This is a genomic window from Stenotrophomonas nitritireducens (assembly GCF_001700965.1).
GTDB classification, from domain to species: domain Bacteria; phylum Pseudomonadota; class Gammaproteobacteria; order Xanthomonadales; family Xanthomonadaceae; genus Stenotrophomonas; species Stenotrophomonas nitritireducens_A.
On sequence record NZ_CP016756.1, the window covers coordinates 1820871 to 1847847 of the forward strand.

Annotated in this window: 20 protein-coding genes; 9 read left to right on the plus strand and 11 right to left on the minus strand. The window is 64.6% G+C overall.

Features of this window, described 5'->3' with window-relative positions:
* Nucleotides 1-215 precede the first annotated feature (215 nt).
* The 6 genes from BCV67_RS07730 to BCV67_RS07755 form a co-directional block, all read right to left on the minus strand.
* Nucleotides 216-2447, minus strand: coding sequence for an NADP-dependent isocitrate dehydrogenase (locus BCV67_RS07730; protein WP_062167332.1), 2232 nt, complete (start codon nt 2445-2447; stop codon nt 216-218).
* Between the two features lie 783 nt (nt 2448-3230).
* Entirely contained in the window at nt 3231-3710 is a 480-nt protein-coding gene (locus BCV67_RS07735; RefSeq protein ID WP_062167334.1) for a hypothetical protein, read from the minus strand.
* Between the two features lie 49 nt (nt 3711-3759).
* Nucleotides 3760-4062 carry a LysM peptidoglycan-binding domain-containing protein gene (locus tag BCV67_RS07740; protein ID WP_062167336.1) on the minus strand — a complete coding sequence of 101 codons (303 nt, stop codon included), beginning with the start codon at nt 4060-4062 and terminating at the stop codon, nt 3760-3762.
* A gap of 99 nt (nt 4063-4161) precedes the next feature.
* Nucleotides 4162-4971 carry an NADPH-dependent 7-cyano-7-deazaguanine reductase QueF gene (gene queF, locus BCV67_RS07745; protein WP_062167338.1) on the minus strand — a complete coding sequence of 270 codons (810 nt, stop codon included), beginning with the start codon at nt 4969-4971 and terminating at the stop codon, nt 4162-4164.
* 81 nt (nt 4972-5052) lie between these two features.
* Nucleotides 5053-5916 carry a DUF4261 domain-containing protein gene (locus tag BCV67_RS07750; RefSeq protein ID WP_062167340.1) on the minus strand — a complete coding sequence of 288 codons (864 nt, stop codon included), beginning with the start codon at nt 5914-5916 and terminating at the stop codon, nt 5053-5055.
* A gap of 44 nt (nt 5917-5960) precedes the next feature.
* Nucleotides 5961-7280 (minus strand): amidohydrolase, encoded by a 1320-nt coding sequence (locus BCV67_RS07755; RefSeq protein WP_062167342.1) that lies wholly within the window; start codon nt 7278-7280, stop codon nt 5961-5963.
* Between the two features lie 714 nt (nt 7281-7994).
* On the opposite strand from BCV67_RS07755, the gene BCV67_RS07760 reads away from it, so the two are divergent.
* From BCV67_RS07760 to BCV67_RS07780, 5 genes are all read left to right on the plus strand, one after another.
* Nucleotides 7995-9236 (plus strand): efflux RND transporter periplasmic adaptor subunit, encoded by a 1242-nt coding sequence (locus tag BCV67_RS07760; protein WP_062167344.1) that lies wholly within the window; start codon nt 7995-7997, stop codon nt 9234-9236.
* 47 nt (nt 9237-9283) lie between these two features.
* Nucleotides 9284-12508, plus strand: a complete 3225-nt coding sequence (locus BCV67_RS07765; RefSeq protein ID WP_062167346.1) for an efflux RND transporter permease subunit — start codon at nt 9284-9286, stop codon at nt 12506-12508.
* 6 nt (nt 12509-12514) lie between these two features.
* The gene (locus BCV67_RS07770) at nt 12515-15634 is read left to right on the plus strand and encodes an efflux RND transporter permease subunit (protein ID WP_062167347.1); all 3120 of its coding nucleotides are present in this window, start codon (nt 12515-12517) and stop codon (nt 15632-15634) included.
* Nucleotides 15635-16200: 566 nt separating this feature from the next.
* Complete coding sequence (locus tag BCV67_RS07775) at nt 16201-17310, plus strand: catalase family peroxidase (RefSeq protein WP_062167349.1); 1110 nt, start codon at nt 16201-16203, stop codon at nt 17308-17310.
* A complete protein-coding gene (locus tag BCV67_RS07780) occupies nt 17307-17846 on the plus strand; it encodes a cytochrome b (protein WP_062167351.1) in 540 nt (179 codons plus the stop codon). Before BCV67_RS07775 ends, BCV67_RS07780 begins: the two co-directional genes overlap by 4 nt.
* A 99-nt stretch (nt 17847-17945) precedes the next feature.
* Here BCV67_RS07780 and BCV67_RS07785 read toward each other — a convergent pair whose 3' ends face one another.
* The 4 genes from BCV67_RS07785 to BCV67_RS07800 are packed head-to-tail and all read right to left on the minus strand — an operon-like array spanning nt 17946 to nt 21491.
* Entirely contained in the window at nt 17946-18548 is a 603-nt protein-coding gene (locus BCV67_RS07785) for a response regulator transcription factor (protein ID WP_062167352.1), read from the minus strand.
* Nucleotides 18545-19747, minus strand: coding sequence for a sensor histidine kinase (locus BCV67_RS07790; protein WP_062167354.1), 1203 nt, complete (start codon nt 19745-19747; stop codon nt 18545-18547). The genes BCV67_RS07785 and BCV67_RS07790 overlap by 4 nt, the downstream gene beginning before the upstream one ends.
* 44 nt (nt 19748-19791) lie before the next feature.
* Nucleotides 19792-20571: an ABC transporter permease gene (locus tag BCV67_RS07795; RefSeq protein WP_062167356.1), complete on the minus strand. Its 780-nt coding sequence runs from the start codon at nt 20569-20571 to the stop codon at nt 19792-19794.
* Entirely contained in the window at nt 20571-21491 is a 921-nt protein-coding gene (locus tag BCV67_RS07800; protein WP_062167358.1) for an ABC transporter ATP-binding protein, read from the minus strand. Before BCV67_RS07800 ends, BCV67_RS07795 begins: the two co-directional genes overlap by 1 nt.
* Before the next feature lie 211 nt (nt 21492-21702).
* Between BCV67_RS07800 and BCV67_RS07805 the strand changes: the two genes are divergently transcribed.
* A complete protein-coding gene (locus tag BCV67_RS07805) occupies nt 21703-22953 on the plus strand; it encodes an efflux RND transporter periplasmic adaptor subunit (protein WP_062167360.1) in 1251 nt (416 codons plus the stop codon).
* 414 nt (nt 22954-23367) lie between these two features.
* Here the strand turns inward: BCV67_RS07805 and BCV67_RS20005 are convergent, their stop codons facing one another.
* Nucleotides 23368-23730, minus strand: a complete 363-nt coding sequence (locus tag BCV67_RS20005; protein WP_156455790.1) for a hypothetical protein — start codon at nt 23728-23730, stop codon at nt 23368-23370.
* A 33-nt stretch (nt 23731-23763) separates the two neighbouring features.
* On the opposite strand from BCV67_RS20005, the gene BCV67_RS07810 reads away from it, so the two are divergent.
* The 3 genes from BCV67_RS07810 to BCV67_RS07820 are packed head-to-tail and all read left to right on the plus strand — an operon-like array spanning nt 23764 to nt 26940.
* Complete coding sequence (locus BCV67_RS07810) at nt 23764-24450, plus strand: ABC transporter ATP-binding protein (protein WP_057627997.1); 687 nt, start codon at nt 23764-23766, stop codon at nt 24448-24450.
* A gap of 11 nt (nt 24451-24461) precedes the next feature.
* A complete protein-coding gene (locus tag BCV67_RS07815; RefSeq protein WP_062167362.1) occupies nt 24462-25622 on the plus strand; it encodes an ABC transporter permease in 1161 nt (386 codons plus the stop codon).
* Between the two features lie 10 nt (nt 25623-25632).
* Nucleotides 25633-26940, plus strand: a complete 1308-nt coding sequence (locus BCV67_RS07820; protein ID WP_062167364.1) for an ABC transporter permease — start codon at nt 25633-25635, stop codon at nt 26938-26940.
* The last annotated feature ends 37 nt before the right edge of the window (nt 26941-26977 follow it).

Genomic DNA, 26977 nt, shown 5'->3' on the forward strand with positions numbered 1-26977 from the left:
CGATTCCCTACGTGTCGAATCAGGCTATGCCAGAAGCCGCATGTGAAAGGGTGATTGGACCCACACTTCGATTTTTCGGCGTTCCTGCAGGCCCCCGACCTTGGTCGTAGCTACACACCCCCGTCACGCAAAAACAAGAAAGCCTGCCTCCATGACGGGTGCAGGCTTTCGATGTGCAGCGACGGCGGCAACATGCCGCCGCCACTCTTACGGGCTCAGGCCTTGAGGCTGGCGATGGCGGCATTGAGCGTGGCGCTCGGGCGCATCGCCGCGCCGGCCTTGGCCAGGTCCGGGCGGTAGTAGCCACCGATGTCGACCGGCTTGCCCTGCACCGCGGCCAGTTCGTCGACGATCTTCTGCTCGTTGCTGGTCAGTGCGTCGGCCAGCGGGGCGAACCTGGCCTTCAGGCCGGCGTCGTCGTTCTGCTCGGCCAGCGCCTGCGCCCAGTACATGGCCAGGTAGAAATGGCTGCCGCGGTTGTCGATGCCACCCAGCTTGCGCGAAGGCGACTTGTCGTTGTCCAGGAACTTGCCGTTGGCGGCATCAAGCGCATTGGCCAGCACGGCCGCACCCTTGTTGTCGTAACGCTGGCCGAGGTGCTCCAGCGCCGCAGCCAGGGCAAGGAACTCGCCCAGCGAATCCCAGCGCAGGTAGTCCTCTTCGACAAACTGCTGCACGTGCTTGGGTGCCGAACCACCGGCGCCGGTCTCGAACAGGCCACCGCCGGCCATCAGCGGCACGATCGACAGCATCTTGGCGCTGGTGCCCAGTTCCAGGATCGGGAACAGGTCGGTGAGGTAGTCACGCAGCACGTTGCCGGTCACCGAAATGGTGTCCTGGCCCTTGCGGATGCGCTCCAGCGAAACGGCGGTGGCTTCTTCCGGCGACAGGATGCGGATATCCAGACCGCTGGTGTCGTGGTCCTTCAGGTAGGTTTCGACCTTGGCGATCACCTGGGCATCGTGGGCGCGCTTGGCGTCCAGCCAGAACAGCGCCGGGGTGTTGCTCAGGCGTGCACGGCTGACGGCGAGCTTCACCCAATCCTGGATCGGCGCGTCCTTGGTCTGGCACATGCGCCAGATGTCACCGGCTTCCACCGCATGCTCGAACACCACCTTGCCGGCGTCGTCGGTCACCTTGACCACGCCATCGGCGGCGATCTGGAAGGTCTTGTCGTGCGAGCCGTATTCCTCGGCCTTCTGCGCCATCAGGCCGACGTTCGGCACCGAGCCCATGGTGGACGGATCGAACGCACCGTGTGCCTTACAGTCCTCGATCACCGCCTGGTACACGCCGGCGTAGCAGCGGTCAGGGATCACTGCCTTGGTGTCCTGCAGCTTGCCTTCGGCGTTCCACATCTTGCCGGAGTCGCGGATCATCGCCGGCATCGAGGCGTCGACGATCACGTCCGACGGCACATGCAGATTGGTGATGCCCTTGTCCGAATTGACCATCGCCACGGCCGGGCGCTTGGCGTACTCGGCGGCGATGTCGGCCTTGATCGCTTCCTGCTCGGCTGCGGGCAGCTGCGGCAGGCGCGCGTACAGGTCGCCGATGCCGTTGTTGGCATCAAAGCCGATCTGCTTGAGGCTGGCGGCGTGCTTGGCGAGCACGTCCTTGTAGAACTCATCGACGACGACACCGAACATGATCGGGTCGGAGACCTTCATCATGGTCGCCTTCAGATGCAGCGAGAACAGCACGCCCTGGCGCTTGGCATCGGCAATCTGCGCGTCGACGAAGGCGGCCAGCGCCTTGCGGTTCATCACCGCGGCGTCGACGATCTCGCCAGCCTTGACCGCGGTCTTTGCCTTCAGCACGACGGTGTTGCCATCGTTCTGTACCAGCTCGATCTTCAGGCTGCCGGCATTGGCCAGCGTGGCCGACTTCTCGCTGCCATAGAAATCACCGCCGTCCATATGCGCGACGTGCGACTTGGAATCGGCAGACCAGGCGCCCATGCGGTGCGGATGCTTGCGTGCGTAATTCTTGACCGACAGCGGTGCGCGGCGATCGGAATTGCCTTCGCGCAGCACCGGGTTGACCGCGCTGCCCTTGATCCGGTCGTAGCGCGCCTGGATGTCGCGCGACACGTCGTCGGTCGGCGCGTCCGGGTAGTTCGGCAGGATGAAACCCTGGTCCTGCAGTTCCTTGATCGCGGCCTTGAGCTGCGGCACCGAGGCCGAGACGTTCGGCAGCTTGATGATGTTGGCTTCCGGCGTGGTCGCCAATGCGCCCAGTTCGGCCAGGTCGTCGCTGACCTTCTGGTCGTCCTTCAGGAAATCAGGGAACTGCGACAGGATGCGGCCGGACAGGGAAATATCGCGGGTTTCGACGGCAATGCCGGCGGTCGCGGTAAAGGCATCGACGATCGGCAGCAGCGACTGCGTGGCCAGGAACGGAGCTTCGTCGGTGAGCGTGTAGATGATCTTCGGCGTATTCGACATGGGGGCACAAACTCTCTTGCTGACGGATGCGGAGCGTGGAATGGCAGCGGCGCTCGGGCAGGCGCATGGCCATCCAGTGGGCCGGCGCGCAGTCCCTATCCGGCTGCCGGATGAGGAAACCCTCGCATTGTCGCGTTTTCAGCCGGTACGGGCAAAAAAAACCATACGCAGAAGTAGGGTCAACCGGGCAACCCGCCACGGCAAATGCGCGCAGCCCTTGTGCTGTCTTGGATCGCGCCTTGGCAGCGCACGCTGGTCTCAGCTGCAACCGTTGCCCCTGTCACCAAAGCCCGTTGGACAGTGCGCAGAACGGTGCTGGCCGGCGTAAGCAATCTCGCGGCAGTATCTGGCGCACGCCAAGCCGGAGCTGATCTTTGGAGTGGATGAAGATCGACGCCTCATCTCAAACCCAAGGTAGCCCGGGTAAGCGCAGCGCACCCGGGGCTTTCGGCATGCAATCAGCGATTGCATCGGTTACCGAGGTCCCGGGTGCGCTGCGCTTACCCGGGCTACGGTCACTGCTGATTATCGGTACGAGCGGCGCTTGTGGGAGCGGCGTAAGCCGCGAAGCTAGCGTTCTCAAACCCGGTCATCTGATGGTGTACCTGCTTCGCGGCTTACGCCGCTCCCACAACAAGAAAAATCCGCTGCTTTGGGTCTGGCCCCGGATTCCTGGCGACACGAATGCCCGGTGAAAAAAACCTGCATAAAAAAAGGCGCAGCCTGGCGGCTGCGCCCATGCGTGTCACCGGCGGGAGAGAGTTGCGCCGGCTTACGCCTTGCTCACTTCACCTCGAACTGCTGCTGCATGCCGGCAGCCTTGCCATCAACGGTGACGTCGGCGGTGTACTTGCCAGCCGGCCACGGCGTTGCCTTGGTGAATTCGATGTTGGTGGTGCCAGTGTCGGTGGCATTGAGCGTGGCGCTCTGCTCACCGGCCACCTGGCCGTCCTGATAGGTCAACTTGGCAGCCACCGGCACATTGCTGGCGGTGCCACTGGTCTTGACCGACACGATGATCTTGTCCTTGGCGGCCAGTACGGCCACCGGCGCCACCGACATGTCGGCTGCGGCAGTGTTACCCACCGTCACTGCGGTAACCGCCAGCACCGGTGCGGCAGGCGCCGATTCAACCATCGGAGCCGGGGCGCTTGCTGCCGGCGGCGGGGTCGGCGCGGCTTCTTCTTTCTTCTTGCAGCCAACCAGTGCAACGGCACCGACCACAGCGATCATCAGGGCACTGCTAAGCGAAGTCTTCTTCATGAATTGCTCCGAATCTGGTTTGTAAGGGGTGCAACGAACAGCGCAGGGATCAGCCCTGACGCGCCGGAATCTTCAGCGTCTGCCCGGGCCGGATCTTGTCCGGGTCGTCCAGGATGTCGCGGTTGGCGTCGTAGATGCGCTTCCACGCATTGCCATCGCCCAACAGGTTCTTGGCGATCTTGGAGAGGTTGTCACCACTCTGCACGGTGTACTGCTGCTCCCCGACGATCTCTTCGCTGCTGGTCACCGTTGCGCTGACATCGGAAAAATCCGCCTTCTGCACCACTTCTTCTGTGCTTTTGACGGTGCCGGTGACATCGGAAAAGTCGGCTTTCTTTTCAGTACTGCTCATCCAGGTAGCTCCTCCGTGACTGTCTGGAGGCAACGATTGCACGACGCCTGTTAAGGTTTCATCGCGCCAACGTAAAAACCGGCGTAGGCAGCTGAACGTTTATTGACGGGCATCCCGGATCGGGGCGCTGGCGACCAAACCAGGGGTGGCCCGGCGCGGGTTGATGTCCAGCCCGCCACGGCGGGTATAGCGTGCCTCCACCTCCAGCGCGGTCGGCTGGCAGCGCTGGCTCAGCTCCAGGAAAATCCGCTCCACGCACTGTTCGTGGAACTCGGCATGATCGCGGTAGCTGACCAGGTAACGCAGCAAACCTGCACGGTCGATGCGCGGGCCCTGGTAGCGGACGCTGACGCTGGCCCAGTCCGGCTGGCCGGTGACCGGGCAATTGGACTTGAGCAGGGCCGAGACCAGGGTCTCCTCGACCACGGCGCGGTTGTCGGCCAGCAGCAGGGCGGCATTGGGCGGGCCATAGCTGTCGATGGCGACATCCAGATGGTCAATGCTCTCACCCGCTGCCTGCGCGACCGGCGGCAGCCCGAACTCGACCCGTACATCAGCACCGGCACAGACCGAAAGATCGGTGGCAATACGCTCACGCACCGCTTCGGCGCGGTTGAAGCGTGCCCCGTTGAGTGAATTCAGGTACAGCTTGAGCGACTTGGATTCGATCAGGTTCGGCGAGGTCGCCGGCACGTACAGGGTGGCGGTGTCCACGCAGGGCTTGCCGCGCGCATCCAGCCAGCCCAGCTCGTAGATATGCCAGCGGTCCTCGCCGACGAAGGGCAGTACATCGCCCAGGCCGATCTCGGCGCGGGCGGCCGCGCGCGGGATCGGGAACAGCAGACTGGCGTCGTAATGACGGGGATAGTCGACCTCGCGACCGAGGCTGGAATTTTCGGGGGTGTTCATCGGCGTAGTGTAATTGCGCCATCTTGAGCGTCGGATATACCGATGCACTTTTCCGTGGCACACACGGCGCCGCGCGCAGCTTCAGTTCAGCAGCCGCGCCCACCACGATTTGCCCGGTTTGGCCGGCGCTATCGGCTCGTTCTGCAACCGCATCACCTGCCGCTCCGGGTCCAGCGCCGAGGGGCCGTAGACCACCCGGATGCGCTCCTCTTCGGTGGCGCCCAGGGTGTCGCCATCGCTGATGACCATGCCGTTCTCGATCAGGTAATCAACGATGCCGCTGAGCCGGCTGAACACCTCTTCGGCATTGTCCCGGGTCTGGGCAATCTCGATGTCCATCAAGCCCAGCATGTCCATGCCGCGGGTATGCCCGGTCATCACCCCATCCGGGCGCGCGCCGACGTTGATCGCCACCCAGGCAAGCGGCATCGGTTCGGGCAGGGTGGCCTGGGTCAGCTCGCGGAACAGGCCCGGCAGCACCACGTGGTTGGCGCTGCCGAAGTACACCGCCTGGATGCTGTCGGAAAGCGCGATGGCCGAGGCCAGCACGCGGCTGAGCAATGCGGCCTGGGCGATCAGGTTGGGTTCCTGCCCGTCGTCACCGAAGCGCATCACGGTGACGATGGTGTGCGCGGCGTACTCCGCCGGCGCCGGTGTGGCGTCCGGCCACAGCCGGCTGTGCGCGCAGATCTGCGCGATGTCATCGCCGATCTGCACCGGGATGGGCATCAGTGCGATCAGGTGGTCGCCGTATTCCAGGCATTGCATCGGCGAATCGTCGGTGCCGGCCTCCTGATCATCGTCGCCTTCGGACGGAACTTCGCCCAGCCGCAGCAGCGATTGGTCCAACTCTGGCCAATCGCTGCGCAGCTGCGCAAGCAGGGCTTCGGCGGTGAGCGCGGGGTCGAGCTGCGACTGCAGCAACATGGCCAGGCTGGCTGTCATGGTGCTCCTTCTTCCTTGTAGGTAAACCCCGACACTACCCGGACTCAACCCGCCTTGCCACCGTGCAGATAATCCAGCGAGACCTGCAACAGCGCGCGCATGCCCACGTCCAGTGCCTTCTCGTCGAGCAGGAACTTGGGCGAGTGGTTGCTGGGCGCGGTGGCCGGGTCGATACCGGCACCGGTGGAGCCGACAAAGAAGAACATCGACGGCACCTGCTGGGCATACAGGGAGAAATCCTCCGACCCCATCTGCAGCGGCGGCTCATAGACATTGGCCTTGCCGACCACCGCCTGCAGGCTGGGCAGCATGCGTGCGGTCAGTGCCGGGTCGTTGACCGTGGCCGGATTGCCTTCCTGCTCGTAGATGTCGGTGACCGCGGTGGCGCCGTGCGCGGCAGCAGTATGTTCGGCGACGTTGCGCAGGTCGGCGAAGATCTGCTTGCGCATGTCCGCATCGAAGGTGCGGATGGTGCCGACCATTTCCACCGAATCGGGAATGATGTTGTAGCGGATGCCGCCCTTGATGGCGCCGAAGGTGAGCACCGCCGGCTGCTTGGACAGATTGACGCGGCGGCTGACGATGGTCTGTGCGGTGCCGATCAGGTCGGACGCGGCGACGATCGGGTCAACCCCGTTCCAGGGGGCCGAGCCGTGGGTCTGGCGGCCGTTGACGGTGATGCCGAAGCGGTCGGACGCGGCCATCAGCGGGCCACCGCGTACGGCTATCTGCCCTGCCTGCACGCTGGAGAACACATGCAGGCCGAATACCGCTTCCGGCTTGAAGTCCTTGAACAGGCCTTCCTTGAGCATCAGGTCGGCGCCGCCCTGTTCCGGCGGCGGCGCGCCCTCCTCGGCCGGCTGGAAGATCAGCATCACTTCGCCCGGCAGCGTGGCGCGCATGGCCATCAGGGCATCGGCCACGCCGAGCAGGGTGGCGGTATGGGCGTCATGGCCGCAGGCGTGCATCACCCCGACCTGCTCGCCGCGGTACTGGGAGGTGGCCTTGGAGGCGAATGGCAGGCCGGTCTGCTCGGTGACCGGCAGCGCGTCCATATCCGCACGCAAGGCGATCTTCGGGCCAGGCAGGCCGCCCTTGATGATGGCGACCACGCCGTGCCCGGCCACCCCGGTCTTCGGCGTCAGGCCCATCGCGCGCAGGCGCTCGGCCACCTTGGCGCCGGTGCGTTCCTCACGGTTGGAGAGTTCCGGATGGGCGTGGAAGTCGCGGCGCCAATCCACCACCTGCTGCTGCAGGCGATTGGCGGCGGCGGCCACCTCCGGCCGCTGCGCGGCGTCCTGGGCCTGTGCCAACGGGGACAGGGCACACAGCAAAGCGGACAGCAACACGGTCTTGCGGGCCATCGACAGCTCTCCTTCCAGACGGGGACAGGGTGAATGTAGGGCAATCATGGGCCAAGCACCCGCCGACAGCGAACCGGCAGAAGGCAGGTACAGTGGCCCGCTGTGCCGCCGCCCGCCGGCAAGGCACAGCCACGCTGCCTGGCCACCCCAAGCAAACATGGTGTTGCGCGATGTCCTGGGGTACCGAACCCTGCTCGGCAGGGGCTTGCCTGCGATGAGCCAGAGGTAAGAACAACGTCAATTGCGAAGCTGGGGTTTCGTCGGGTTGTGGCTTGATCAGCGATTTCCACATGGCCGGCTTCGCGGCTGACGCCGCTCCCACAGGCGCGCGAGGCAAACTCCTGTAGTGCCGAGCCATGCTCGGCAAAGGCTTACCCCACAACCCATCGGCATGTAGGAGCGGCGTCAGCCGCCAAGCTCAATGTCCGTCAGATCACAGGCCAACTACGGTTCTGATTGTGCCGGCTCCGCAGCTGACGCCGCTCCTACAACGTTCGCGCAGGTTGATGCGCTACCGGTAGTGCCCCTTGCCGAGCATGGCTCGGCACTACATGGCGCGTTGCGCGATCAGGTCAACCAATCCTGCAATGGAACGTTCATCACCTGCAGGGGTCTGTAAGCGTGGCCCATCGGTCATGCCTCCATGCGCACATGCGCGGGGGTATCCTCTGCGCCTTGAACGTTTCCCCCTATCGGTTCCTCAGGAGTTTTCGCATGTCGCGTTTCTGGAAGATCGTACTGCTGGTCATTGCAGTGCTGCTGGTGGCCGGTATCGGCTATCGGGTGATGGGGGGCGGCAAGCAGAAGGCCGGCGGTACGGCAGCCAGCATGGGCCAGGGCGGCAAGGGCAACCAGGAGCGGGATCCGGTGCCGGTCACCGCAGTCACCGCCGAGAAGAAGGACGTGCCGGTCTATCTCACCGCGCAGGGTACGGTGACCGCATTCAATACCGTCACCGTCAGTCCGCAGGTCGGCGGTGAGCTGCTGAGCGTCAACTTCCGCGAAGGCCAGGCGGTCAAGAAGGGTGAGCTGCTGGCACAGATCGACCCGCGCACCTTCCAGGCCCAGTACGACCAGGCCATCGCCAGCAAGCGCCAGAACGAGGCACTGCTGGCTACTGCCCAATCCAACTACGCGCGCTCCAACGCGCCGGAATACCGCCAGTTCGTGGCGCAGACCGACCTGACCACGCTGCGCAACCAGGTTGCCCAGTACCAGGCGGCGGTGGCTGCCTCGCAGGCCTCGGCCGCGCAGGCCAAGGTGCAGCTGGACTACACCCGCATCACCTCTCCGATCAACGGCATTGCCGGCATCCGCGCGGTCGACCCGGGCAATGTGGTCAGCGCCGGCAGCGCGATCGTCACCATTACCCAGCTGCAGCCGGTCTACGTGATGTTCAACCTGCCCGAGCAGCAGCTCGATGCGGTGCGCAGTGCGCAGGCCGCAGGCCCGCTGCAGACCTCCACGCTGGACCGCACCGGTGGCAGCGTGATCAATGCCGACGGCGTGTTGCAGGTGGTGGACAACCAGATCAGCAGCAACAGCGGCACCTTCCGCCTGCGCGCGCAGTTCCCCAATGCCAACGATGCGTTGTGGCCGGGCCAGTTCGTCAACGTGCAGATGAAGCTCAACGAGCTGCCCGGCGCGGTGGTGGTGCCGGCCGAAGCGGTGCAGCGCAGCAGCACCGGCGATTTCGTCTATCTGATCAAGCCCGACAACACCGTCACCCTGCGCGATGTGGTGCAGGGTGGCCAGGTCGACGACAGCCACGTGGTGATCAGCAAGGGTCTGCAGGCCGGCGACAAGGTGGTCACCGAAGGCCAGTTCCGTTTGAAGGAAGGCAGCAAGGTCAACGCACTGGCACCGGGCCAGGCACCGCCGGCACCGACTGAAGAACAGCTCAAGGCGGCCAGCCAGAAGGGCAACCGTGGTGGACGGGGTGGCCCGCCGCGCTGAGGCGCAGGCCGGCACCCGCCTCCCCTCCCCCGCACCAGGAATCGACCGTGGGCTTTTCGACTATTTTCATCCGGCGCCCGATCGCCACCTCCCTGCTGATGATCGGGCTGATGCTGCTGGGCATTCTCGGTTACCAGCGCCTGCCGGTTGCGGCCCTGCCCGAGATCGAAGCGCCCAGCCTCGTGGTGACCACCCAGTACCCGGGTGCCAGCGCGCAGACCATGGCCTCGCTGGTGACCACGCCGCTGGAGCGGCAGCTGGGGCAGATTTCCGGGCTGGACATGATGACCTCCGATTCCTCGGCCGGTCTGTCCAGCATCGTGCTGCAGTTCTCGATGGAACGCGACCTGGATACCGCCGCGCAGGACGTGCAGGCGGCGATCCGCCAGGCCACCCTGCCCAGCTCGCTGCCTTACCAGCCGGTCTACAACCGGGTGAACCCGGCCGATGCGCCGATCCTGACCCTGAAGCTGGCCTCGGACACGCGCCCCCTGCGTGAGGTCAACGATCTGGCCGATTCGATCCTGGCCCAGCGCCTGTCGCAGACCGACGGTGTCGGCCTGGTGTCCATTGCAGGCAACGTGCGGCCGGCGGTACGCATCCAGGTCAACCCGGCCCAGCTGGCCAACATGGGCATGACCCTGGAAGACCTGCGCAGCGCGCTGACCCAGGCCAACGTCAATGCGCCCAAGGGCTCGCTCAACGGCAAGACGCAGAGCTACACGCTGTCCACCAACGACCAGCTCAGCGACGCGTCCGACTACAACGACATCATCATCCGCTACCAGAACGGCGCACCGGTACGGCTGCGCGACGTGGCCCAGGTGGTCGACGGCGTGGAGAACGACCAGCTTGCCGCATGGGCCGATGGCAAGCCGGCGGTGCTGCTGGAAGTACGCCGCCAGCCCGGCGCCAACATCGTCAAGACGGTGGAGAACATCCGCCAGATCCTGCCCAACCTGCAGGGCATGCTGCCGGCCGACGTAACGCTGGATGTGTTCTCCGACCGCACCGTCACCATCCGCGCCTCGGTGCACGACGTGCAGTTCACCCTGATCCTCACCATCTGCCTGGTGGTAGCGGTGATCTTCGTGTTCCTGCGCCGGCTGTGGGCGACGGTGATCCCGTCGGTGGCGGTGCCGCTGTCGCTGCTGGGTACGTTCGGGGTGATGGCCTTTGCCGGCATGTCGCTGGACAACCTGTCGCTGATGGCGCTGACCGTGGCCACCGGCTTCGTGGTCGACGATGCGATCGTGATGATCGAGAACATCGTGCGCTATATCGAGAAGGGCAAGGACGGCCCGGAGGCGGCCGAGATCGGTTCGCGCGAAATCGGCTTCACCGTGCTGTCGCTGACGGTGTCCTTGATCGCGGTGTTCCTGCCGCTGATCCTGATGCCCGGCGTCACCGGCCGCCTGTTCCACGAGTTCGCCTGGGTGTTGACCATCGCCGTATCGATCTCGATGCTGATCTCGCTGACGCTGACGCCGATGATGTGCGCCTACCTGCTCAAGCCGGACGCGCTGCCCGAAGGCGACGACGCGCATGAGCGGGCCGCCGCAGACGGCAAGGTCACCGCATGGTCGCGCCTGGTCGGCGTCTACGAGCGTACCCTGGACTGGGTGCTGCGCCACCAGCCGCTGACGCTGACGATCGCGCTGGCCTCGGTTGCGCTGACCGTGCTGCTGTACATGGTGATCCCCAAGGGCCTGCTGCCCGACCAGGACACCGGCATGGTCACCGGCGTGGTGATCGCCGACCAGAACGTCGCCTTCGAGCAGATGCAGCAGCGCACCCAGGCCGTTGCCGCCGCATTGCAGAGCGATGAAGCGGTCACCGGTGTGGCCGCCTATATCGGCGCCGGCAGCATGAACCCCACGCTCAACCAGGGCCAGCTGAGCATCGTGCTCAAGGACCGCGGCGATCGTGATGGACTGGATGTGATCCTGCCGCGCCTGCAGGCCGCCGCCGCGCATGTGCCCGGTGTCGCCCTGTACCTGAAGCCGGTGCAGGACGTGACCCTGGACACGCGCGTGGCCGCCACCGCCTACCAGTTCTCGCTGTCGGACATGGACAGCACCGAGCTGGCCGCCCAGACCGAGCGCGTCACCGATGCACTGCGGCGCCTGCCCGAGCTGGCCGACGTCGACAACAACCTGGCCAACCACGGCCGCGCCCTGCATGTGGAAGTGGACCGCGACAAGGCCAGCCGCTACGGCGTGCCGATGCAGACCATCGACGACACGCTCTACGACGCCTACGGCCAGCGCCAGATCTCGACCATCTTCACCCAGCTCAACCAATACCGCGTGGTGCTGGAAGTGGCGCCGGAGTTCCGCAACAGCGATGCGCTGATGAACCAGCTGGCGATCGGCAGCAATGGCAGCGGCACGCTCAGTGGCAGCAATGCGACCACGCTGGGCCAGGTGACATCGAGCAACTCGTCCACCGCTACCGGCATCGGCAGCGCCAACACCGGCATCGCCCTGGGCGCGGGCGGCAGCATTCCGCTGTCGGCCATTGCCAGCGCCACGCCCGGCACCGCGCCGCTGATCGTCAGCCATCAGCAACAGCTGCCATCGGCGACCATCTCGTTCAACCTGGCACCGGGTTATTCCCTGTCCGAAGGCGTGGATGCGATCAACAAGGCAGTGGCCGAACTGGAACTGCCGCAACAGATGCAGGCGCAGTTCGTCGGCACCGCCGCCGAGTTCTCCAGCAGCCAGACCGATGTGATCCTGCTGCTGTTGGCGGCCATCGCGGTGATCTACATCGTGCTCGGCGTGCTGTACGAAAGCTGGATCCATCCACTGACCATCATCTCCACCCTGCCGCCGGCCGGCGTGGGTGCGCTGCTGGCGCTGTACCTGTGCGGCATGAGCCTGTCGGTGGACGGCATCGTCGGCATCGTGCTGCTGATCGGCATCGTCAAGAAGAACGCGATCATGATGATCGACTTCGCTTTGGACGCGCAGCGCGCCGGTGCCAATGCGCATGACGCCATCCGCCGTGCCTGCCTGCTGCGTTTCCGGCCGATCATGATGACCACCGCCGCGGCCATGCTCGGCGCGCTGCCGCTGGCCTTGGGCACCGGCATCGGTTCGGAACTGCGGCGTCCGCTGGGTGTGGCCATCGTCGGCGGCCTGCTGCTGTCGCAGCTGGTCACGCTGTACACCACGCCGGTGATCTACCTGTACTTCGAACGTCTGTCCGAGTGGGCCGCCAAGCGCCGCGAACAACGCGCCGCCGCCCGCCTGCAGGCCGCACGGTAAGCGCGGATGAATATCTCCGCGCCTTTCATCACACGCCCGATCGGCATCACCCTGCTGGCCATCGGCCTGTTTTTCGCCGGCATGGTCTGCTACCTGCGGCTGGGCGTTGCGGCCCTGCCCAACCTGTCGATCCCGGTGATCTTCGTGCAGGCCTCCAACACCGGTGCCGACGCCAACACCATGGCGGCGACGGTGACTGCACCGCTGGAACGCCACCTCGGCCAGGTGCCGGGCATCGACACCATGCGTTCGAGCAGCAGTGATGGCCGCAGCATGGTGTTCCTGATGTTCAACACCAGCCGCAACATCGACTCGGCCGCACAGGACGTGCAGGCCGCGATCAACGCGGCCATGGCCGACCTGCCGGCGGGCATCAACACGCCCACCTACCAGAAGGCCAACCCCAACGATGATCCGGTGATCGCGCTGGCGCTGACCTCGGACACGCAGTCGGTGGCTGAGCTGTACAACACCGCCGACTCGCTGCTGGCGCAGCGGCTGCGGCAGTTGCCCGGCGTATCGCAGGTGGATATCGCCGGTGCCTCCACCCCGGCCGTGCGCGTGGACCTCAACCTGCGTGCGATGAGCGCGCTGGGCCTGAGCCCGGATGACCTGCGCAATGCCATGCGCGCGGCCAACGTGGCCTCACCGCTGGGATTCCTGAGCGATGGCACCAGCCAGACCGCGATCATCCTCAACGACCAGATCCGCAAGGCCTCGGACTTCGCCAACGTCGCCATTTCCACCCACGACGGTGCGGTGGTGCGGCTCAAGGATGTGGCCACGGTCTACGACGGCCAGCAGGACGCCTACCAAGCGGCCTGGTTCAACGGCAAGCGCGGCGTGCTGATGTATGTCTACCTGCGCAGTGGCGACAACCTGGTCGCCACGGTCGACCGGGTCAAGGCTGCCATCCCCTCGCTCACCGGCTATCTGGATGCCGGCACCACGCTGACCCCGTACTTCGACCGCACCCCGACCATCCGCGCCTCGCTGGCCGAAGTGCAGATCACCTTGATGATCAGCCTGCTGATGGTGATCCTGACCATGGCGCTGTTCCTGCGCCGGTTGGCGCCGACCTTGATTGCCGCAGTGACCGTACCGTTGTCTCTGGCCGGTGCCGCGCTGGTCATGTATACGCTGGGCTTCACCCTCAACAACCTGACTCTGCTCGCGCTGGTGATCGCCATTGGTTTCGTCGTCGACGATGCCATCGTGGTGATCGAGAACGTCATGCGCCATCTCGATGAGGGCATGCCACGGCGCGAAGCCGCAATGGCGGGCGCACGCGAGATTGGCTTCACCATCATCTCGATCACCGCCTCGCTGATTGCGGTATTCCTGCCGATCATCTTCGCCCAGGGCATGATCGGCGCGTTCTTCCGTGAGTTCACCCTCACCCTGGTGTCGGCGATCCTGGTGTCGGCAGTGGTCTCGCTGACCCTGACCCCGGCGCTGTGCGCGCGCTTCCTGCACCCGCATGCTGAAGGTGCACGCGACACCCGCCTCAACCGCATGCTCGACCGCATGCATGAGGGCATGCTCAGGATCTATACGGTTGCGCTGGATTTCTCGCTGCGCCACGCCTTGCTGTTGTCGTTGACGCCGTTGCTGTTGATCGTGGCTACCTTCTACCTGGCCGGTTCGGTCAGCAAGGGCCAGTTCCCCGAGCAGGACACCGGCCTGATCTGGGGCCGAGCCAGTTCCAGCGCGACGGTCTCGTTCCAGGAAATGAGCGAGCGCCAACGCCGGCTCAGCGACATGTTCCTGGCCGACCCGGCGGTGAAGATGGTGGGCTCGCGACTGGGTTCCAGCCGCCAGGGCAGCAGTGCCCAGTTCAACATCGAGCTGCTGACCGAGAAAGAAGGCCGCCGCGAACCCACCAACGTGGTGGTGACCCGGCTCAGCGCCAAGGCCGCGCAGTTCCCGGACTTGGACGTCCGCCTGCGGGCCATCCAGGACCTGCCGTCCGATGGCGGCGGTGGCGGCTCGCAAGGCGCGCAGAACCGCGTGACCCTGCAGGGCAACGATGCCGAGCAGCTGGCCGAATGGCTGCCCAAGGTGGTGGCCGCGCTGAAGCAGCATCCGCAGCTGCGTGATGTCGGCTCGGACGTGGACAAGGGCGGGCTGATGCAGAAGATCGTCATCGACCGCGACAAGGCCTCGCGCTTGGGTGTGACCATCGGCGCCATCGACGGTGCGCTGTACGGCGCCTTCGGCCAGCGCCAGATCTCCACCATCTACGCCGACCTCAACCAGTACGGTGTGGTGGTCAACGCGCTGCCCAGCCAGACCGGCAGCCCGGCCGCGATCGAGGATCTGTACGTTGCCTCCAAGAGCGGGCAGATGATTCCGCTGACCGCACTGGCCCACCAGGAGCCGGGGCTGGCGCCATCGCAGGTGACCCACCAGAACCAGTACACGGTGATGGACCTGAGCTACAACCTGGCACCGGGTGTGAGCAGCGGTGAGGGCGATGCCATCGTCAAGTCCGTGATCGACGGCCTGCGCATGCCGGGTGACATCCGCCAGGCCGCACCCGGCGGTTTCCGCCAGGCGATGGACCCGACCGCGATGCTGATGCTGATCATCGCCGCCATCGCCACGGTCTACATCGTGCTGGGCATGCTGTACGAGAGCCTGGTGCATCCGGTGACCATCCTGTCCACCCTGCCTGCTGCAGGCATGGGCGCACTGCTGGCCTTGTGGATCACCAACACCGACCTGTCGATCATCTCGATGATCGCCCTGGTATTGCTGATCGGCATCGTCAAGAAGAACGCGATCATGATGATCGACTTCGCCCTGGTCGCGCAGCGCGTGCATGGCAAATCACCGGCTGATGCTGTGCGCGAAGCCAGCATCGTGCGTTTCCGCCCGATCATGATGACGACGATGGTTGCCATCCTGGCGGCACTGCCGCTGGCGATCGGCCTTGGCGAAGGTTCGGAGCTGCGCCGGCCACTGGGCATCGCGATGATCGGCGGCCTGTTGATCTCGCAGAGCCTGACGTTGCTCAGCACCCCGGCCTTGTACGTGATCTTCTCCTGCCTGCAGCAGCACTGGCGCAACTGGCGCGCCCGCAGCAAGGAGCGCAGGCGCCTGCGCAAGCTGGCACGCGCGTGATGTAGCCCCTCTCCCCTGCACGATGCGCAAGGGGAGAAGAACGATTGGCTGCACGTCACATGCACGCGGTCTGATCAACCACCGAAGGCGATGCCTTCGGGCCGGACGGGTCAGGGACGGAGGCTTTGGCTTTGGCTTTGGCTTTGGCTTTGGCTTTGGCTTTGGCTTTGGCTTTGGCTTTGGCCTTTGGCTGTTGCTCTGGCTTTTGCCCGTGCTCTGGCTTTCGCCGTTGCTTTAGCCCTTCTCCCGCCTGCGGGAGAAGGGTTGGGATGAGGGGAAGCTTTGGCTTTGGCTTTGGCTTTGGATTTGCTTGCGCGCTGCGATTCACGCGAAACAAGGCAAAAGCAGAACCACCAGCAACACAGCAAAAAACTACCCCTCCCCAACCCTCCCCTGCGCTGCGCGCAAGGGAGGGAGCTGAAAGCCCTGCACTGCGTGCAAGGGAGGGAACCGAAAGCCCCTGCGCTACACGCAGGGAGAGGGAAAAGCACAACGCTGGCCCTGCGCTGCCACTTCTGCCACCGTATAGCGGCACAACGCTCCCGTCAGCCACGACTGGTAACGCAATGCCCCTATTCAAATTCACCCGCCACGGCGGGCAAGCGCGCGGCGGCCGGCCGCACTCCCCGCTGCCATGGATTACGCTAATCGCTCTGATCCTGGGGGTAGTCGCACTCGGTTTTGCCTGGCTGGCAGGCTGGCTGGGCCGTGATCGGCTCACCTCGCAGAATTTCACCGATGCCATCGAAGCCACCGGCGCCAAATACCCGGGCTTCCGTCGCGCGCACAGCAAGGGCGTGTGCGTCAGTGGCTGGTTCGAACCCAGCGCGCAGGCAGCACAGCTCTCGCAGGCGCGCGTGTTCGCACAGCCTCGCGTGCCGGTATTGGGGCGGCTGTCGATAGGCGGCGGCAACCCGCATGGCGCCGACAACAGTGCACGCGTGCGCAGCATCGCCTTGCAGCTGAGCAGCGATGACGGCCAGCAGTGGCGCATGGCGATGAACAGCTTCCCGTTCCTCGCCGTCGCCACGCCCGAAGCCTTCTACGAACAAACCCGCGCACAGATTCCCGACCCGGTCACCGGCAAGCCTGATCCCGCCAAACTCGCAGCGATCCAGGAAAAATATCCCAGCGTCCGCGCCTTCCAGCAATGGGCCAAGACCGCGCCGTGGACCGACAGCTGGGCCAGCACCGAGTTCAACAGCGTCAACAGCTTCTGGTTCACCAATGCACAGGGGCAACGCCGCGCGGTGCGCTGGCGCTGGCAGCCACAAGCAGCCGTCCACGAACTGGATGCCGCCAGCCGCGAGCAGGCCGGCGTGGACTTCCTCAGCCAGGACCTGCAGCAGCGCCTGGCGCAGGGCCCCGTGCGCTGGAATCTGCTGGTGACCCTGGCCGGGCCACAGGATGCGATCAACGACTCCTCCGTGCCGTGGCCAGCCGAGCGCGAACAGATCGCAGCCGGCGTGCTCAACATCGATCAGATGCAGCCGCAGGCACAAGGCAGCTGCAATGACCTCAACTTCGATCCGCTGATCCTGCCCGAGGGTATTGCCGGCAGTGACGACCCGATCCTGGCGGCACGCTCGGCGGTGTACTCACAGTCCTTCAACCGCCGCGAACGCGAGCGCGCCACCGGTGCGGCCGCCCGCGACAACGCGCAGGTGCAGCCATGAACAACGGCAACGGTCACTTCAACCTGCTGGCACGCGTGCTGCACTGGAGCATGGCACTGCTGATCCTGGCGATGCTGTTCATCGGCGTCACCATGGTGGCCTCGGTGCACCTGCGCCCCGCGCTGATCAACCTGCATCGGCCACTGGGCATTCTCATCCTGCTGCTGGCCCTGCTGCGCCTGTACAACCGCTTCCGTCACCGGCCACCGCCGCTGCCCGCTGATCTTCCGGCATGGCAAGCCTGGGCCGCCACCGCCTCGCATTGGCTGCTGTACGCATTGATGCTGGCGATGCCGCTGATCGGCTGGGCAATGTTGTCGGCCGGTGGCTATCCCATTGTGTTGTGGGGCGGTGTACAGCTGCCGGCCATCGTGCCGCATACGCCATCGCTGTATGCGCTGCTGCGTGGCGCCCACAGCCTGCTGGCCTACCTGCTGTTCGCCACGGTGTTGATGCATGTCGGCGCGGCTCTGTTCCATGCCTGGGTGCGCCGCGATGGCGTGTTCCAGGCAATGGCACGCGGCGAGCCCCAATGACCCGATAGTGCCGAGCCATGCTCGGCAAGGGCCCCACCAGGGATAACAACAGCCCTCAAGCTCCTCCCTTCGCTGCGCGAAAAGGAGAGAACTCAGATCCTACAACCAGCCCTTCTGCCGCGCCACGCGATAGGCTTCGATGCGATTGGCCACGCCCAGCTTGCCGATACATTCGGACAGATAGTTGCGCACGGTGCCATGCGACAAGCCCAACTGCTCGGCGATCTCGTTGGCGGAACGGCCATCGCCGGCCAGGCGCAACACCTGGCGTTCGCGATCATTCAAAGGATCGGCTTCCGACCAGGCTTCCACCGCCAGCAGCGGATCGATGGCGCGGCCGCCGCGATTCACCTGGCGCAGAGCATCGGCCAGTTTTTCGGCCGGGGAATCCTTCAATAGATAACCCTGCACGCCCGCTTCCAACGCGCGCCGCAGAAAACCGCTGCGAGCGAAGGTGGTGACGATCACCACCTTGATCGGCAGCCCATGACGCTGCACGCGCTGGGCCAGTTCCAGCCCGGTCAAGCCGGGCATCTCGATATCGGTCACCAGCACGTCGGGCTTCAGCCGCTGCAGCTCGCGCCAGGCGATCTCGCCATCGGCGGCGGTGCCGATCACCTCGATATCGGTCTCAAGATTGAGCAGCGCCGACAAGGCACCACGCACCATTGCCTGGTCTTCGGCCAACAGGATGCGGATCACGGCCGCGCCCCTTGCAGCGTGGCGGTTAGTTCCATCCGCTCGGACGCTGAAGGGTGTGACGGCACAAGCGCATGCGCCTGCAAAGGGATGCGGATCTTCAAACGGGTGCCCTGCCCTTTCGGTGACTCGATCTGCAGCTCGCCGCCCAACGCCAGCACCCGCTCGCGCATGCCGGCCAGACCGTTGCCATTGGCCGCCACGCCCCCGCGCCCATCATCGACCACTTCCATCACCACCGCCTCGGGCCCGCTATCGATCCGGATCCACGCTTCATTGGCCTGCGCATGGCGGGCGATGTTGGTGGCCGCCTCGCGCAAGACCATCGCCAAGCCCGCTTCGATCCACGCAGGCATTGCCGGTGGTGGTGAATAGCGCAGGTGCACCCGCGAAGACTCCAGCAATAGATGCGCCGAAGCCAATTCAGCGGCCAGGTCCGCAGCGCGAAAGCCGGTGACCGCACTGCGCACCTGGGCCAGCGCATCGCGGGCGATCTGTTCGGCTTCGGCGAGTTCGCGCTGCGAACGCTGCGGATCGCGCTCGAACAATTTGCGCGACAACTCCATCTTCAAGGTGATCAACGACAAGGTGTGCCCCAACAGATCATGCAGATCACGACCGATGCGCTCGCGCTCGGCGGTGGCGGCCAACCGCCTCACTTCTTCATGGGACAGCCGCAGTGCGGCATCCTTGTCGCTGCTGGAGCGCTCCACGTTGACGATCAGGCCGATGATCAGCGTCAGCGCGGGTATCCATGTGATGACCTGCCATGGATAGCCGATCCACGATGCGATCGACACGAAGCCGATGTTCAACAAGCCAACTTCCAACAGATAACGCCGCATGCTGATGCAGCGGTTGGTGCGCAGCATGACGCAGCCGAATACGAAGTAGTTCATGCCCGACGGGTAGATCGGCAGCAGCGCCATCGACAGCGCGATCATTGCCAGGGCGAACAACGGCGCACGCCGCCGCGCACTTGTCAGCGTCAACACATACAACACGATGAACAATGGAAACGACCACAGCGTGATCAGCACCCAGCGCAGGCTGTAGCCCTCGCCAAACAGCGGCGTGATGAACACCCATACCGTCCACAACAGATGCACGGCATCTATCCACGCCCATTTGCCGAGCTTGATGTTATCGGCCACCACCGAGTCCGCTGCCGGCTTCAACCATTCAGGGCGTTGCAATGCCATCGACCAAGGTCCCGTTCCAGTACGCCAGTACGGCAATGATGCCATCAGCCATGCCGGCGCAGACGCCGGCCCGCCAGGGTGATGAAGACCAGGCTGAATGCGAGCAGCCACAGCAGGTGCGGCAACGCACCGCCCACCTCGGCACCGAGCGCGCCCTGCGCAAGCGCGTTCAAGTGGTAGCTGGGCCAGACAACTGCCAGCTGCCGCACCAGCGGCGGCATCAGCGTGAGCGGGAACCACAGCCCGGACAGCACCGCCATCGGCAGGTAGACCAGGTTGATCACCGCCGGGGCCACATTGCCCTTGCTCAACGTGCCCAGCCATAACCCCAGCGCGCAGAACGGCAAGGTGCCGAAGCTGGCCACCGCGGTCAGCCGCAGCATCTGCAGCGCGTTCAACGGCACCCCCGCCACCTTCGTGGCCAGCACCTGCAGGATCGTCACGATAACCAGTGCCATCATCAGCGCCATCACCATCTTGCCGAGCAGATAGGCCAACGGCGGCATCGGCATGGCGCGTTTCAGGGTGAGCAGGCCGTTGTCGCGCTCCAGCGCCAGCGACAAGCCAAACCCGAACAGGCCCGGTGCCATCACCCCGAACGTGACATAGCTGCCCAGCAGGTAGCGGGCAGCGGCAGCCGGTTGCGCGTGGCCCAGCAATACCGCGAACAACAGGTAGAACGTGGCCGGAAACAGCAGCGTCGGCAGCACAAAACCGGGGTTGCGCAGGTAACGCAGGCATTCGGCACGGATCTCCTGCAGGTAGGCGCCAACCACGCGCCGCCGCGACATCGTTGCCGGCAAGGTCGGGTACGGGATGTTCATCAGGCAGCCTCCGCTTGGGTGTGTGCCACATCGGCAGCGGTGATATCGGCGAAAGCCTCGCCCAGGCCCGGCGCCTGCACCTCCAATGCGCGCAGTGCCGGGTCTGCCTGCAGCAGCTGGCGCACCACGGCTTCGACACGGTCGCTGTGCAGCTGCAGCCAGTCACCGTCGCGGCTGATCTGCAGCACCCCCGGCCAGGCGGCGACCGCTGCCACGTCCAGCGCACTGATGCAGCGGATACCGCGCTGAACCACCCGCGCACGCAGCGCATCCACGCTGCCATCGCTGACGATGCGGCCACGCAGCAGCACGCAGACCCGGTCAGCCAGGCGCTCGGCCTCCTCCAGGTAATGCGTGGTCAACACCACCGAGCTGCCTTCGGCCACCAGTGCACGCACGGCAGCCCACATCTGTTGTCGGGCTGCCGGATCCAGACCCACGCTGGGTTCGTCGAGAAACAGCAGCGCCGGGCGTCCACATACCGCCAGGGCGAACTGCACGCGCCGCTGCTGGCCCCCCGACAGCTGGCCATAGCGACGCTTCAACAGATCCTCGACACCGGCCAGCGCCGCAGTTTCAGCCACGCTGCGCGGCGCGGGGTAATAGCTGGCCGACAGCCGGATCAACTCGGCCACGCTCAAGGTATCCGGCAACGCCGCGCTCTGCAGCATCACCCCGATGCCACGGCGCGCGCGCACCTGTTGCGGGTCCTGGCCGAACAACCGCACGTGGCCGGCATCGGCTCGCAGCAGGCCCATCAACAATCCGATGGCGGTGGTCTTGCCGGCACCGTTGGGGCCGAGCAATGCCAGCACCTGCCCGGCCTTGAGTTCAAGATCGATACCGTCCAACGCCAGCACTGCGCCATAGCGCTTGTGCACGCCGTGCAGGCTTGCCAGCACCGCCTCGTGTCGCTCCATTGCCAACGCCTTCTTCAGGGAATGGCGGCACATTAGGCCGCCGACACCGCTTTGCCGCAGTGCAGGCGATCAGGCAAAGCGCATGACACACGTCACCTGCATGCCCTGAACACGCCCCTTATGATTCGCCGATCCTGGCCCTTCGCTGCCAGCCGCGGCCGATTGCGGTAAGTTGCGGTCACATTTCCCATTCCAAGCCGTCCTGCTCCCCATGAATGCATCTGCTGAACTGCTGAAGGAACTCCGCATCGACCGCTCCACGCCGGCATCGGGCGGGCCATCGCCGTCGCGGCGGTGGTTGTGGATCGTGATTGGGCTGGTGCTCGCCCTGCTGCTGGCGCTGGGCATCGGCGCCCTGCTCGGCGGCAAGCCGCCGGTGACGGTGCAGACCGCACCGGTGGTGGCGATGGCGCAGGCGGGCGCGGACAGCAGCTCGGTGCTGGATGCCAGCGGCTATGTGGTGGCGCGGCGCATGGCCACCGTATCGGCCAAGATCACCGGCAAGGTGCGCGAAGTGATGATCGAGGAAGGCATGCAGGTGGAAGAAGGCCAGGTCATGGCCACGCTCGACCCGATCGACGCCAACGCCCAGCGCAGCCTCAACGCCGCCCAGCTCGACGCCGCACGCAGCCAGACCGAAGGCCTGCAGGCGCAGCTGCGCCAGGCCGAGGCTGAAGCGGGCCGGCTGCAGTCGCTGGTAGGCCAGCAACTGGTTTCGCGTTCGCAGTACGACCAGTCCGTCGCCACCCGTGACAGCCTGCGCGCGCAGCTCGCCACCGCACGCCACAACGCCAAGGTCGCGCAGGATGCCTTGGCCATCGCCGACCTGGGCGTGGACAACAACGTGGTGCGCGCACCGTTCTCCGGCGTGGTGACGGCCAAGGCCGCGCAGCCGGGTGAAATCGTGTCGCCCTTGTCGGCTGGCGGCGGCTTTACCCGTACTGGTATCGGCACCATCGTCGATATGGAATCGCTGGAAGTGGAAGTGGAAGTAGGCGAAGCCTTCATTGGCCGCGTACAGCCACAGATGCCGGTTGAGATCGTGCTCAACGCCTACCCGGACTGGAAGATCCCCGGCCACGTGATCGCCATCATCCCCACTGCCGACCGCGGCAAGGCCACGGTGAAGGTCCGCGTGGCATTGGAAGCCAAGGATCCACGCATCGTGCCGGAGATGGGCGTGCGGGTCAGTTTCTTGGAAAAGGCCGCGCCCGCAGGAAGCGAGGCACCGAAAGGCGTACGCGTGCCGGCTGCAGCCATTGTGGAACGCGACGGCAAGCCGGTCGCCTTCGTGCTGCAGGCCGACGACAAGGTGAAGCAGCAACCGCTGGAAGTAGGCCAGGTATTGGCCAAGGACAAGCAGGTGCTGTCGGGTTTGAACGCCGGTCAGACGGTGGTACTCAGCCCTCCAGCCGAACTGAAGGACGGCGACAAGGTGACATTGGAAGACGCGAAGAAGTAAGCGCAGGGCTTGTGATCCTTGCTGCTCTGGCGCGTATCACCTGATGCACTGAAGTAGCGATTTTGCTGTTGCTGTTGCTTTAGCCGTTGCTGCTGTTTTAGCTGTTGCTGCTGCTTTAGCTGTTGCTGTTGCTTTAGCTGCTGCTGTTGCTTTAGCCCTTCTCCCGCCTGCGGGAGAAGGGTTGGGATGAGGGCAGCCTTGGCTTTGGCTTTGGTTTTTGCTTGGCTTTAGCCCTTGCCTTACCGAGCTCCTTCCGCAGCGACGGAGCTGAGGGAAAAACCCCAACGGGGCGGCGCACATGGATGTGCGTCGTTTTTCGACGAGACAGGGATGTCTCGTCGAAAAATCCCGGCAGCGCAGTGGACCCGAGATGCGGAGCATCGTGGGCGCGGAGGCAGGGTGTGTTTCTTTTGGTTACTTCTTCTTTGCACAGGCAAAGAAATGCTCTTCAACAGCCGAATGGCTGGTCAAAGTGACACGCTCCCTGTAGGGGAGTGAAAGCTGGTGCTGCTGTTCTTGCTTTCGTTGCCGCAGTCCCTCTGAAGCAAAGACAGTGAAGACGCAAAAGGCAGGAGCAGAAACTGCCCTCACGCCTACCCCTCTCCCGCTTGCGGGAGAGGGGAAAGCAACGACTGAAGCCGAAGCCAGAGACATAGCCAAACCAAAGCACCCCTCCCTAGCCCTCCCCTTGCCTTCTGCAAAGGGAGGGAACCAGGAGCAAAGCAAAGCAAAGCAAAGAATTTCGACGTCCAACATCAGATTTTCAACATCGAACATCAAACATCACCGCGTCACTGCTGAGGATCATCCATGAGTACCCTCGTCTCCCTGCGCAACATCACCAAGACCTACCAGCGTGGCCCGGAAAAAGTACAGGTCCTGCACGGCATCAACCTGGATATCGAACGTGGCGACTTCGTCGCGTTGATGGGCCCGTCCGGTTCCGGCAAGACCACCCTGCTCAACCTGATCGGCGGGCTGGATACACCCAGCGGCGGTGAGATCAACATCGAAGACCAGCGCATCGACCAGCTCAGCGCCGGCCAGCTGTCCACCTGGCGCAGTCACCACGTCGGCTTCGTGTTCCAGTTCTACAACCTGATGCCGATGCTCACCGCACAGAAAAACGTGGAACTGCCCCTGCTGCTGACCAACCTCAATGCCAGCGAACGCAAGCGCCGTGCGCAGATCGCGTTGACCCTGGTCGGCCTGGCTGATCGTCGCGACCACCGCCCCAACGAGCTCTCCGGCGGCCAGCAGCAGCGTGTGGCCATCGCCCGCGCCATCGTCTCCGACCCCACCTTCCTGATCTGCGACGAGCCCACCGGCGATCTGGACCGGCAGAGCGCCGAGGAAGTACTGGGCCTGCTGCAGCTGCTCAACCGCGAACATGGCAAGACCATCATCATGGTCACCCATGATCCCAAGGCTGCGGAGTACGCCACCCACACCGTGCATCTGGACAAGGGCGAGCTGGTCGACGCCCCGGTGCACTGAGGAGCACGGCCATGAAGTACTTCTCATTGATCTGGGCGCAGCTGTTCCGCAGCCGCACACGTACTTTGTTCACCCTGTTGTCCATCATCACCGCGTTCCTGTTGTTCGGCATGCTCGATTCGGTGCGCGTTGCCTTCGCCAGCGGCGGCAACAGCGTGGCCGGCGCCAACCGGCTGGTGGTTGCCTCGCGCCTTTCCATCACCGAATCATTGCCGATCCGTCTGGAATCGCAGATCCGCCAGGTTGAAGGCGTCGACGATGTCACCTATGCCATGTGGTTCGGTGGCATCTACCAGGACCAGAAGAATTTCTTTCCGAATTTCTCGGTAGCGCCAAACTACTTCGACCTGATGACCGAGTTCGAAATTCCGAAAGAACAGGTCGATGCCTTCCGCAACACGCGCACCGGCGCGGTCGTCGGTGAGTCGTTGGCCAAGCAGTTCGGCTGGAAGATCGGCGACACCATTCCGCTGCAGGCCACCATCTTCCCGCGTGGCGGCAGCAACGATTGGCCATTGCAGCTGGTCGGCATCTTCAAGTCGAAGAACACCGCCACCGCTGCCAATGAGGAGCGCCAGTTGATGATGAACTGGAAGTACTTCGACGAATCCAACGACTACATCAAGAACCAGGTCAGCTGGTACACCGTGCGGCTGGACAACCCGGACCATGCTTCGCGCGTTGCCCAGGCCATCGATGCAATCTCGGCCAACTCCGACCATGAGACCAAAAGCCAGACCGAATCGGCCTTCCAGCAGGCCTTCATCAAGCAGTTCGCCGACATCGGCATGATTGTCACCTCGATCATGGGCGCGGTGTTCTTCACCCTGCTGCTGCTCACCGGCAACACCATGGCGCAGGCCGTGCGCGAGCGCGTACCGGAGCTCGCCACGCTGAAAACCCTTGGCTTCAAGGACGGCACCATGTTGATGCTGGTGATGGTCGAATCAATCGTGCTGGTCGGCCTGGGCGGTGCCATCGGCCTGGGCCTGGCGGCGCTTGCGCTGCCGATCATGGCACCGCAGACCATGGGCCTGCTGCCGCCGCACGTGCCGTCGCAGACCTGGATCGTCGGCGCGCTGCTGATCGTGGTGATCGGTTTGGTGGTGGGCGTGCTGCCGGCACTGCGTGCCAAACGCCTGAAGATCGTCGACGCATTGGCCGGGCGCTGAGGAGAACGACATGAAGAACTTTCTTTCGAATGCGCTGGTGATCCTGTTGTTGGCCATCGGCCTGGGCGTGTGGATTGCGCTGCCGTGGTTTGGCGTGCTGGCAGTGGCCGTGGCGATCGCGCTGTGGCTGCTGCTCACCCGCAGCGGGCGGCTGGCGCTCGCCGCCACCCGTATCGGGCTGGCCAGCCTGCCGCAGCGCTGGGGTGCCTCATCGGTGATCGTGATTGGCATTGCCGGCGTGGTCGGCGTGTTGGTGGCGATGCTGGCCATGGGCCAGGGTTTCCAGGCCACCTTGGAAAGCACCGGTGACGACAGCACGGCCATTGTTCTGCGCGGCGGATCGCAGGCTGAGACAAACTCGGTGATCACCCGCGATCAGGTGCCCTTGTTGGAAACCCTGCCGGGCGTGAAGCGCGGTGCAGATGGGCGTCCGCTGGTGTCGGCGGAAGTCTCGCAGGTGGTCAACCTCACCTCGCGTAGCGACGGCACCGATGTCAACGCGCAGTTCCGCGGTGTTGGCGAACAGGCCTGGGCCGTGCACGACAAGGTACGTCTGGTCGAAGGCCGCAAGTTCGGCGCCGGCCTGCGCGAAATCGTCGCCGGGCGTGGTGCGCAGAAACAGTTCCAGGGACTGGAAGTTGGCAAGACGCTGACGCTGGGCAACCAGGCCTGGACCGTGGTTGGCATCTTCGAATCCGGCGACGCGCATGATTCGGAGTTGTGGACCGACGCGCAGACGTTGGCAACCACGTACAACCGCAGTGCATGGCAGTCGATCAGCGTGCGTACCGAGGGCAAGCAGGGCTTCGAGGCGTTCAAGGCAGCCGTGGACAACGACCAGCGGCTGAAGCTGGACGTGGAAAGCACCGCCGACTATTACCGCAAGCAAGGTGGTGGCCTGAACAAGCTGCTCAAGGTGCTGGGCACGGTGATCGGCGCGATCATGGCCGTCGGTGCGGTGTTCGGCGCGCTCAACACCATGTATGCGGCGGTGGCCACGCGTGCAAGGGAGATCGCCACACTGCGTGCAATCGGCTTTCGCGGCGTACCGGTAGTTACTGCAGTGATGCTGGAGACCATGCTGCTCGCCTTGCTGGGCGGTTTGCTGGGCGGCGTGGTCGCCTGGCTGGCCTTCAACAACTTCACCGTCTCCACCCTGGGCAATAATTTCAGCCAGGTGGTGTTCCAGTTCAAGGTATCACCGCCGCTGCTGTGGAGCGGCTTGAAATGGGCGTTGGGTATTGGACTGGTGGGCGGGTTATTCCCGGCACTGCGGGCGGCACGCTTGCCCATCACCACGGCATTGCGCGAGACCTGATCCGCCATCAGCTCGGCCGCAGCAGCAACCCATCTGC

Excerpts from the sequence above, each read along its gene's own strand:
- BCV67_RS07760 (WP_062167344.1), top strand. The coding sequence starts at position 7,995 with ATGTCGCGTTTCTGGAAGATCGTACTGCTGGTCATTGCAGTGCTGCTG.
- BCV67_RS07795 (WP_062167356.1), bottom strand. The coding sequence starts at position 20,571 with ATGAACATCCCGTACCCGACCTTGCCGGCAACGATGTCGCGGCGGCGC.
- BCV67_RS07770 (WP_062167347.1), top strand. The coding sequence starts at position 12,515 with ATGAATATCTCCGCGCCTTTCATCACACGCCCGATCGGCATCACCCTG.
- BCV67_RS07755 (WP_062167342.1), bottom strand. The coding sequence starts at position 7,280 with ATGGCCCGCAAGACCGTGTTGCTGTCCGCTTTGCTGTGTGCCCTGTCC.
- BCV67_RS07775 (WP_062167349.1), top strand. The coding sequence starts at position 16,201 with ATGCCCCTATTCAAATTCACCCGCCACGGCGGGCAAGCGCGCGGCGGC.
- BCV67_RS07735 (WP_062167334.1), bottom strand. The coding sequence starts at position 3,710 with ATGAAGAAGACTTCGCTTAGCAGTGCCCTGATGATCGCTGTGGTCGGT.
- BCV67_RS07815 (WP_062167362.1), top strand. The coding sequence starts at position 24,462 with ATGAAGTACTTCTCATTGATCTGGGCGCAGCTGTTCCGCAGCCGCACA.
- BCV67_RS07730 (WP_062167332.1), bottom strand. The coding sequence starts at position 2,447 with ATGTCGAATACGCCGAAGATCATCTACACGCTCACCGACGAAGCTCCG.
- queF (WP_062167338.1), bottom strand. The coding sequence starts at position 4,971 with ATGAACACCCCCGAAAATTCCAGCCTCGGTCGCGAGGTCGACTATCCC.
- BCV67_RS20005 (WP_156455790.1), bottom strand. The coding sequence starts at position 23,730 with ATGTTCGATGTTGAAAATCTGATGTTGGACGTCGAAATTCTTTGCTTT.
- BCV67_RS07780 (WP_062167351.1), top strand. The coding sequence starts at position 17,307 with ATGAACAACGGCAACGGTCACTTCAACCTGCTGGCACGCGTGCTGCAC.
- BCV67_RS07820 (WP_062167364.1), top strand. The coding sequence starts at position 25,633 with ATGAAGAACTTTCTTTCGAATGCGCTGGTGATCCTGTTGTTGGCCATC.
- BCV67_RS07805 (WP_062167360.1), top strand. The coding sequence starts at position 21,703 with ATGAATGCATCTGCTGAACTGCTGAAGGAACTCCGCATCGACCGCTCC.
- BCV67_RS07800 (WP_062167358.1), bottom strand. The coding sequence starts at position 21,491 with ATGGAGCGACACGAGGCGGTGCTGGCAAGCCTGCACGGCGTGCACAAG.
- BCV67_RS07810 (WP_057627997.1), top strand. The coding sequence starts at position 23,764 with ATGAGTACCCTCGTCTCCCTGCGCAACATCACCAAGACCTACCAGCGT.
- BCV67_RS07750 (WP_062167340.1), bottom strand. The coding sequence starts at position 5,916 with ATGACAGCCAGCCTGGCCATGTTGCTGCAGTCGCAGCTCGACCCCGCG.
- BCV67_RS07790 (WP_062167354.1), bottom strand. The coding sequence starts at position 19,747 with ATGGCATTGCAACGCCCTGAATGGTTGAAGCCGGCAGCGGACTCGGTG.
- BCV67_RS07740 (WP_062167336.1), bottom strand. The coding sequence starts at position 4,062 with ATGAGCAGTACTGAAAAGAAAGCCGACTTTTCCGATGTCACCGGCACC.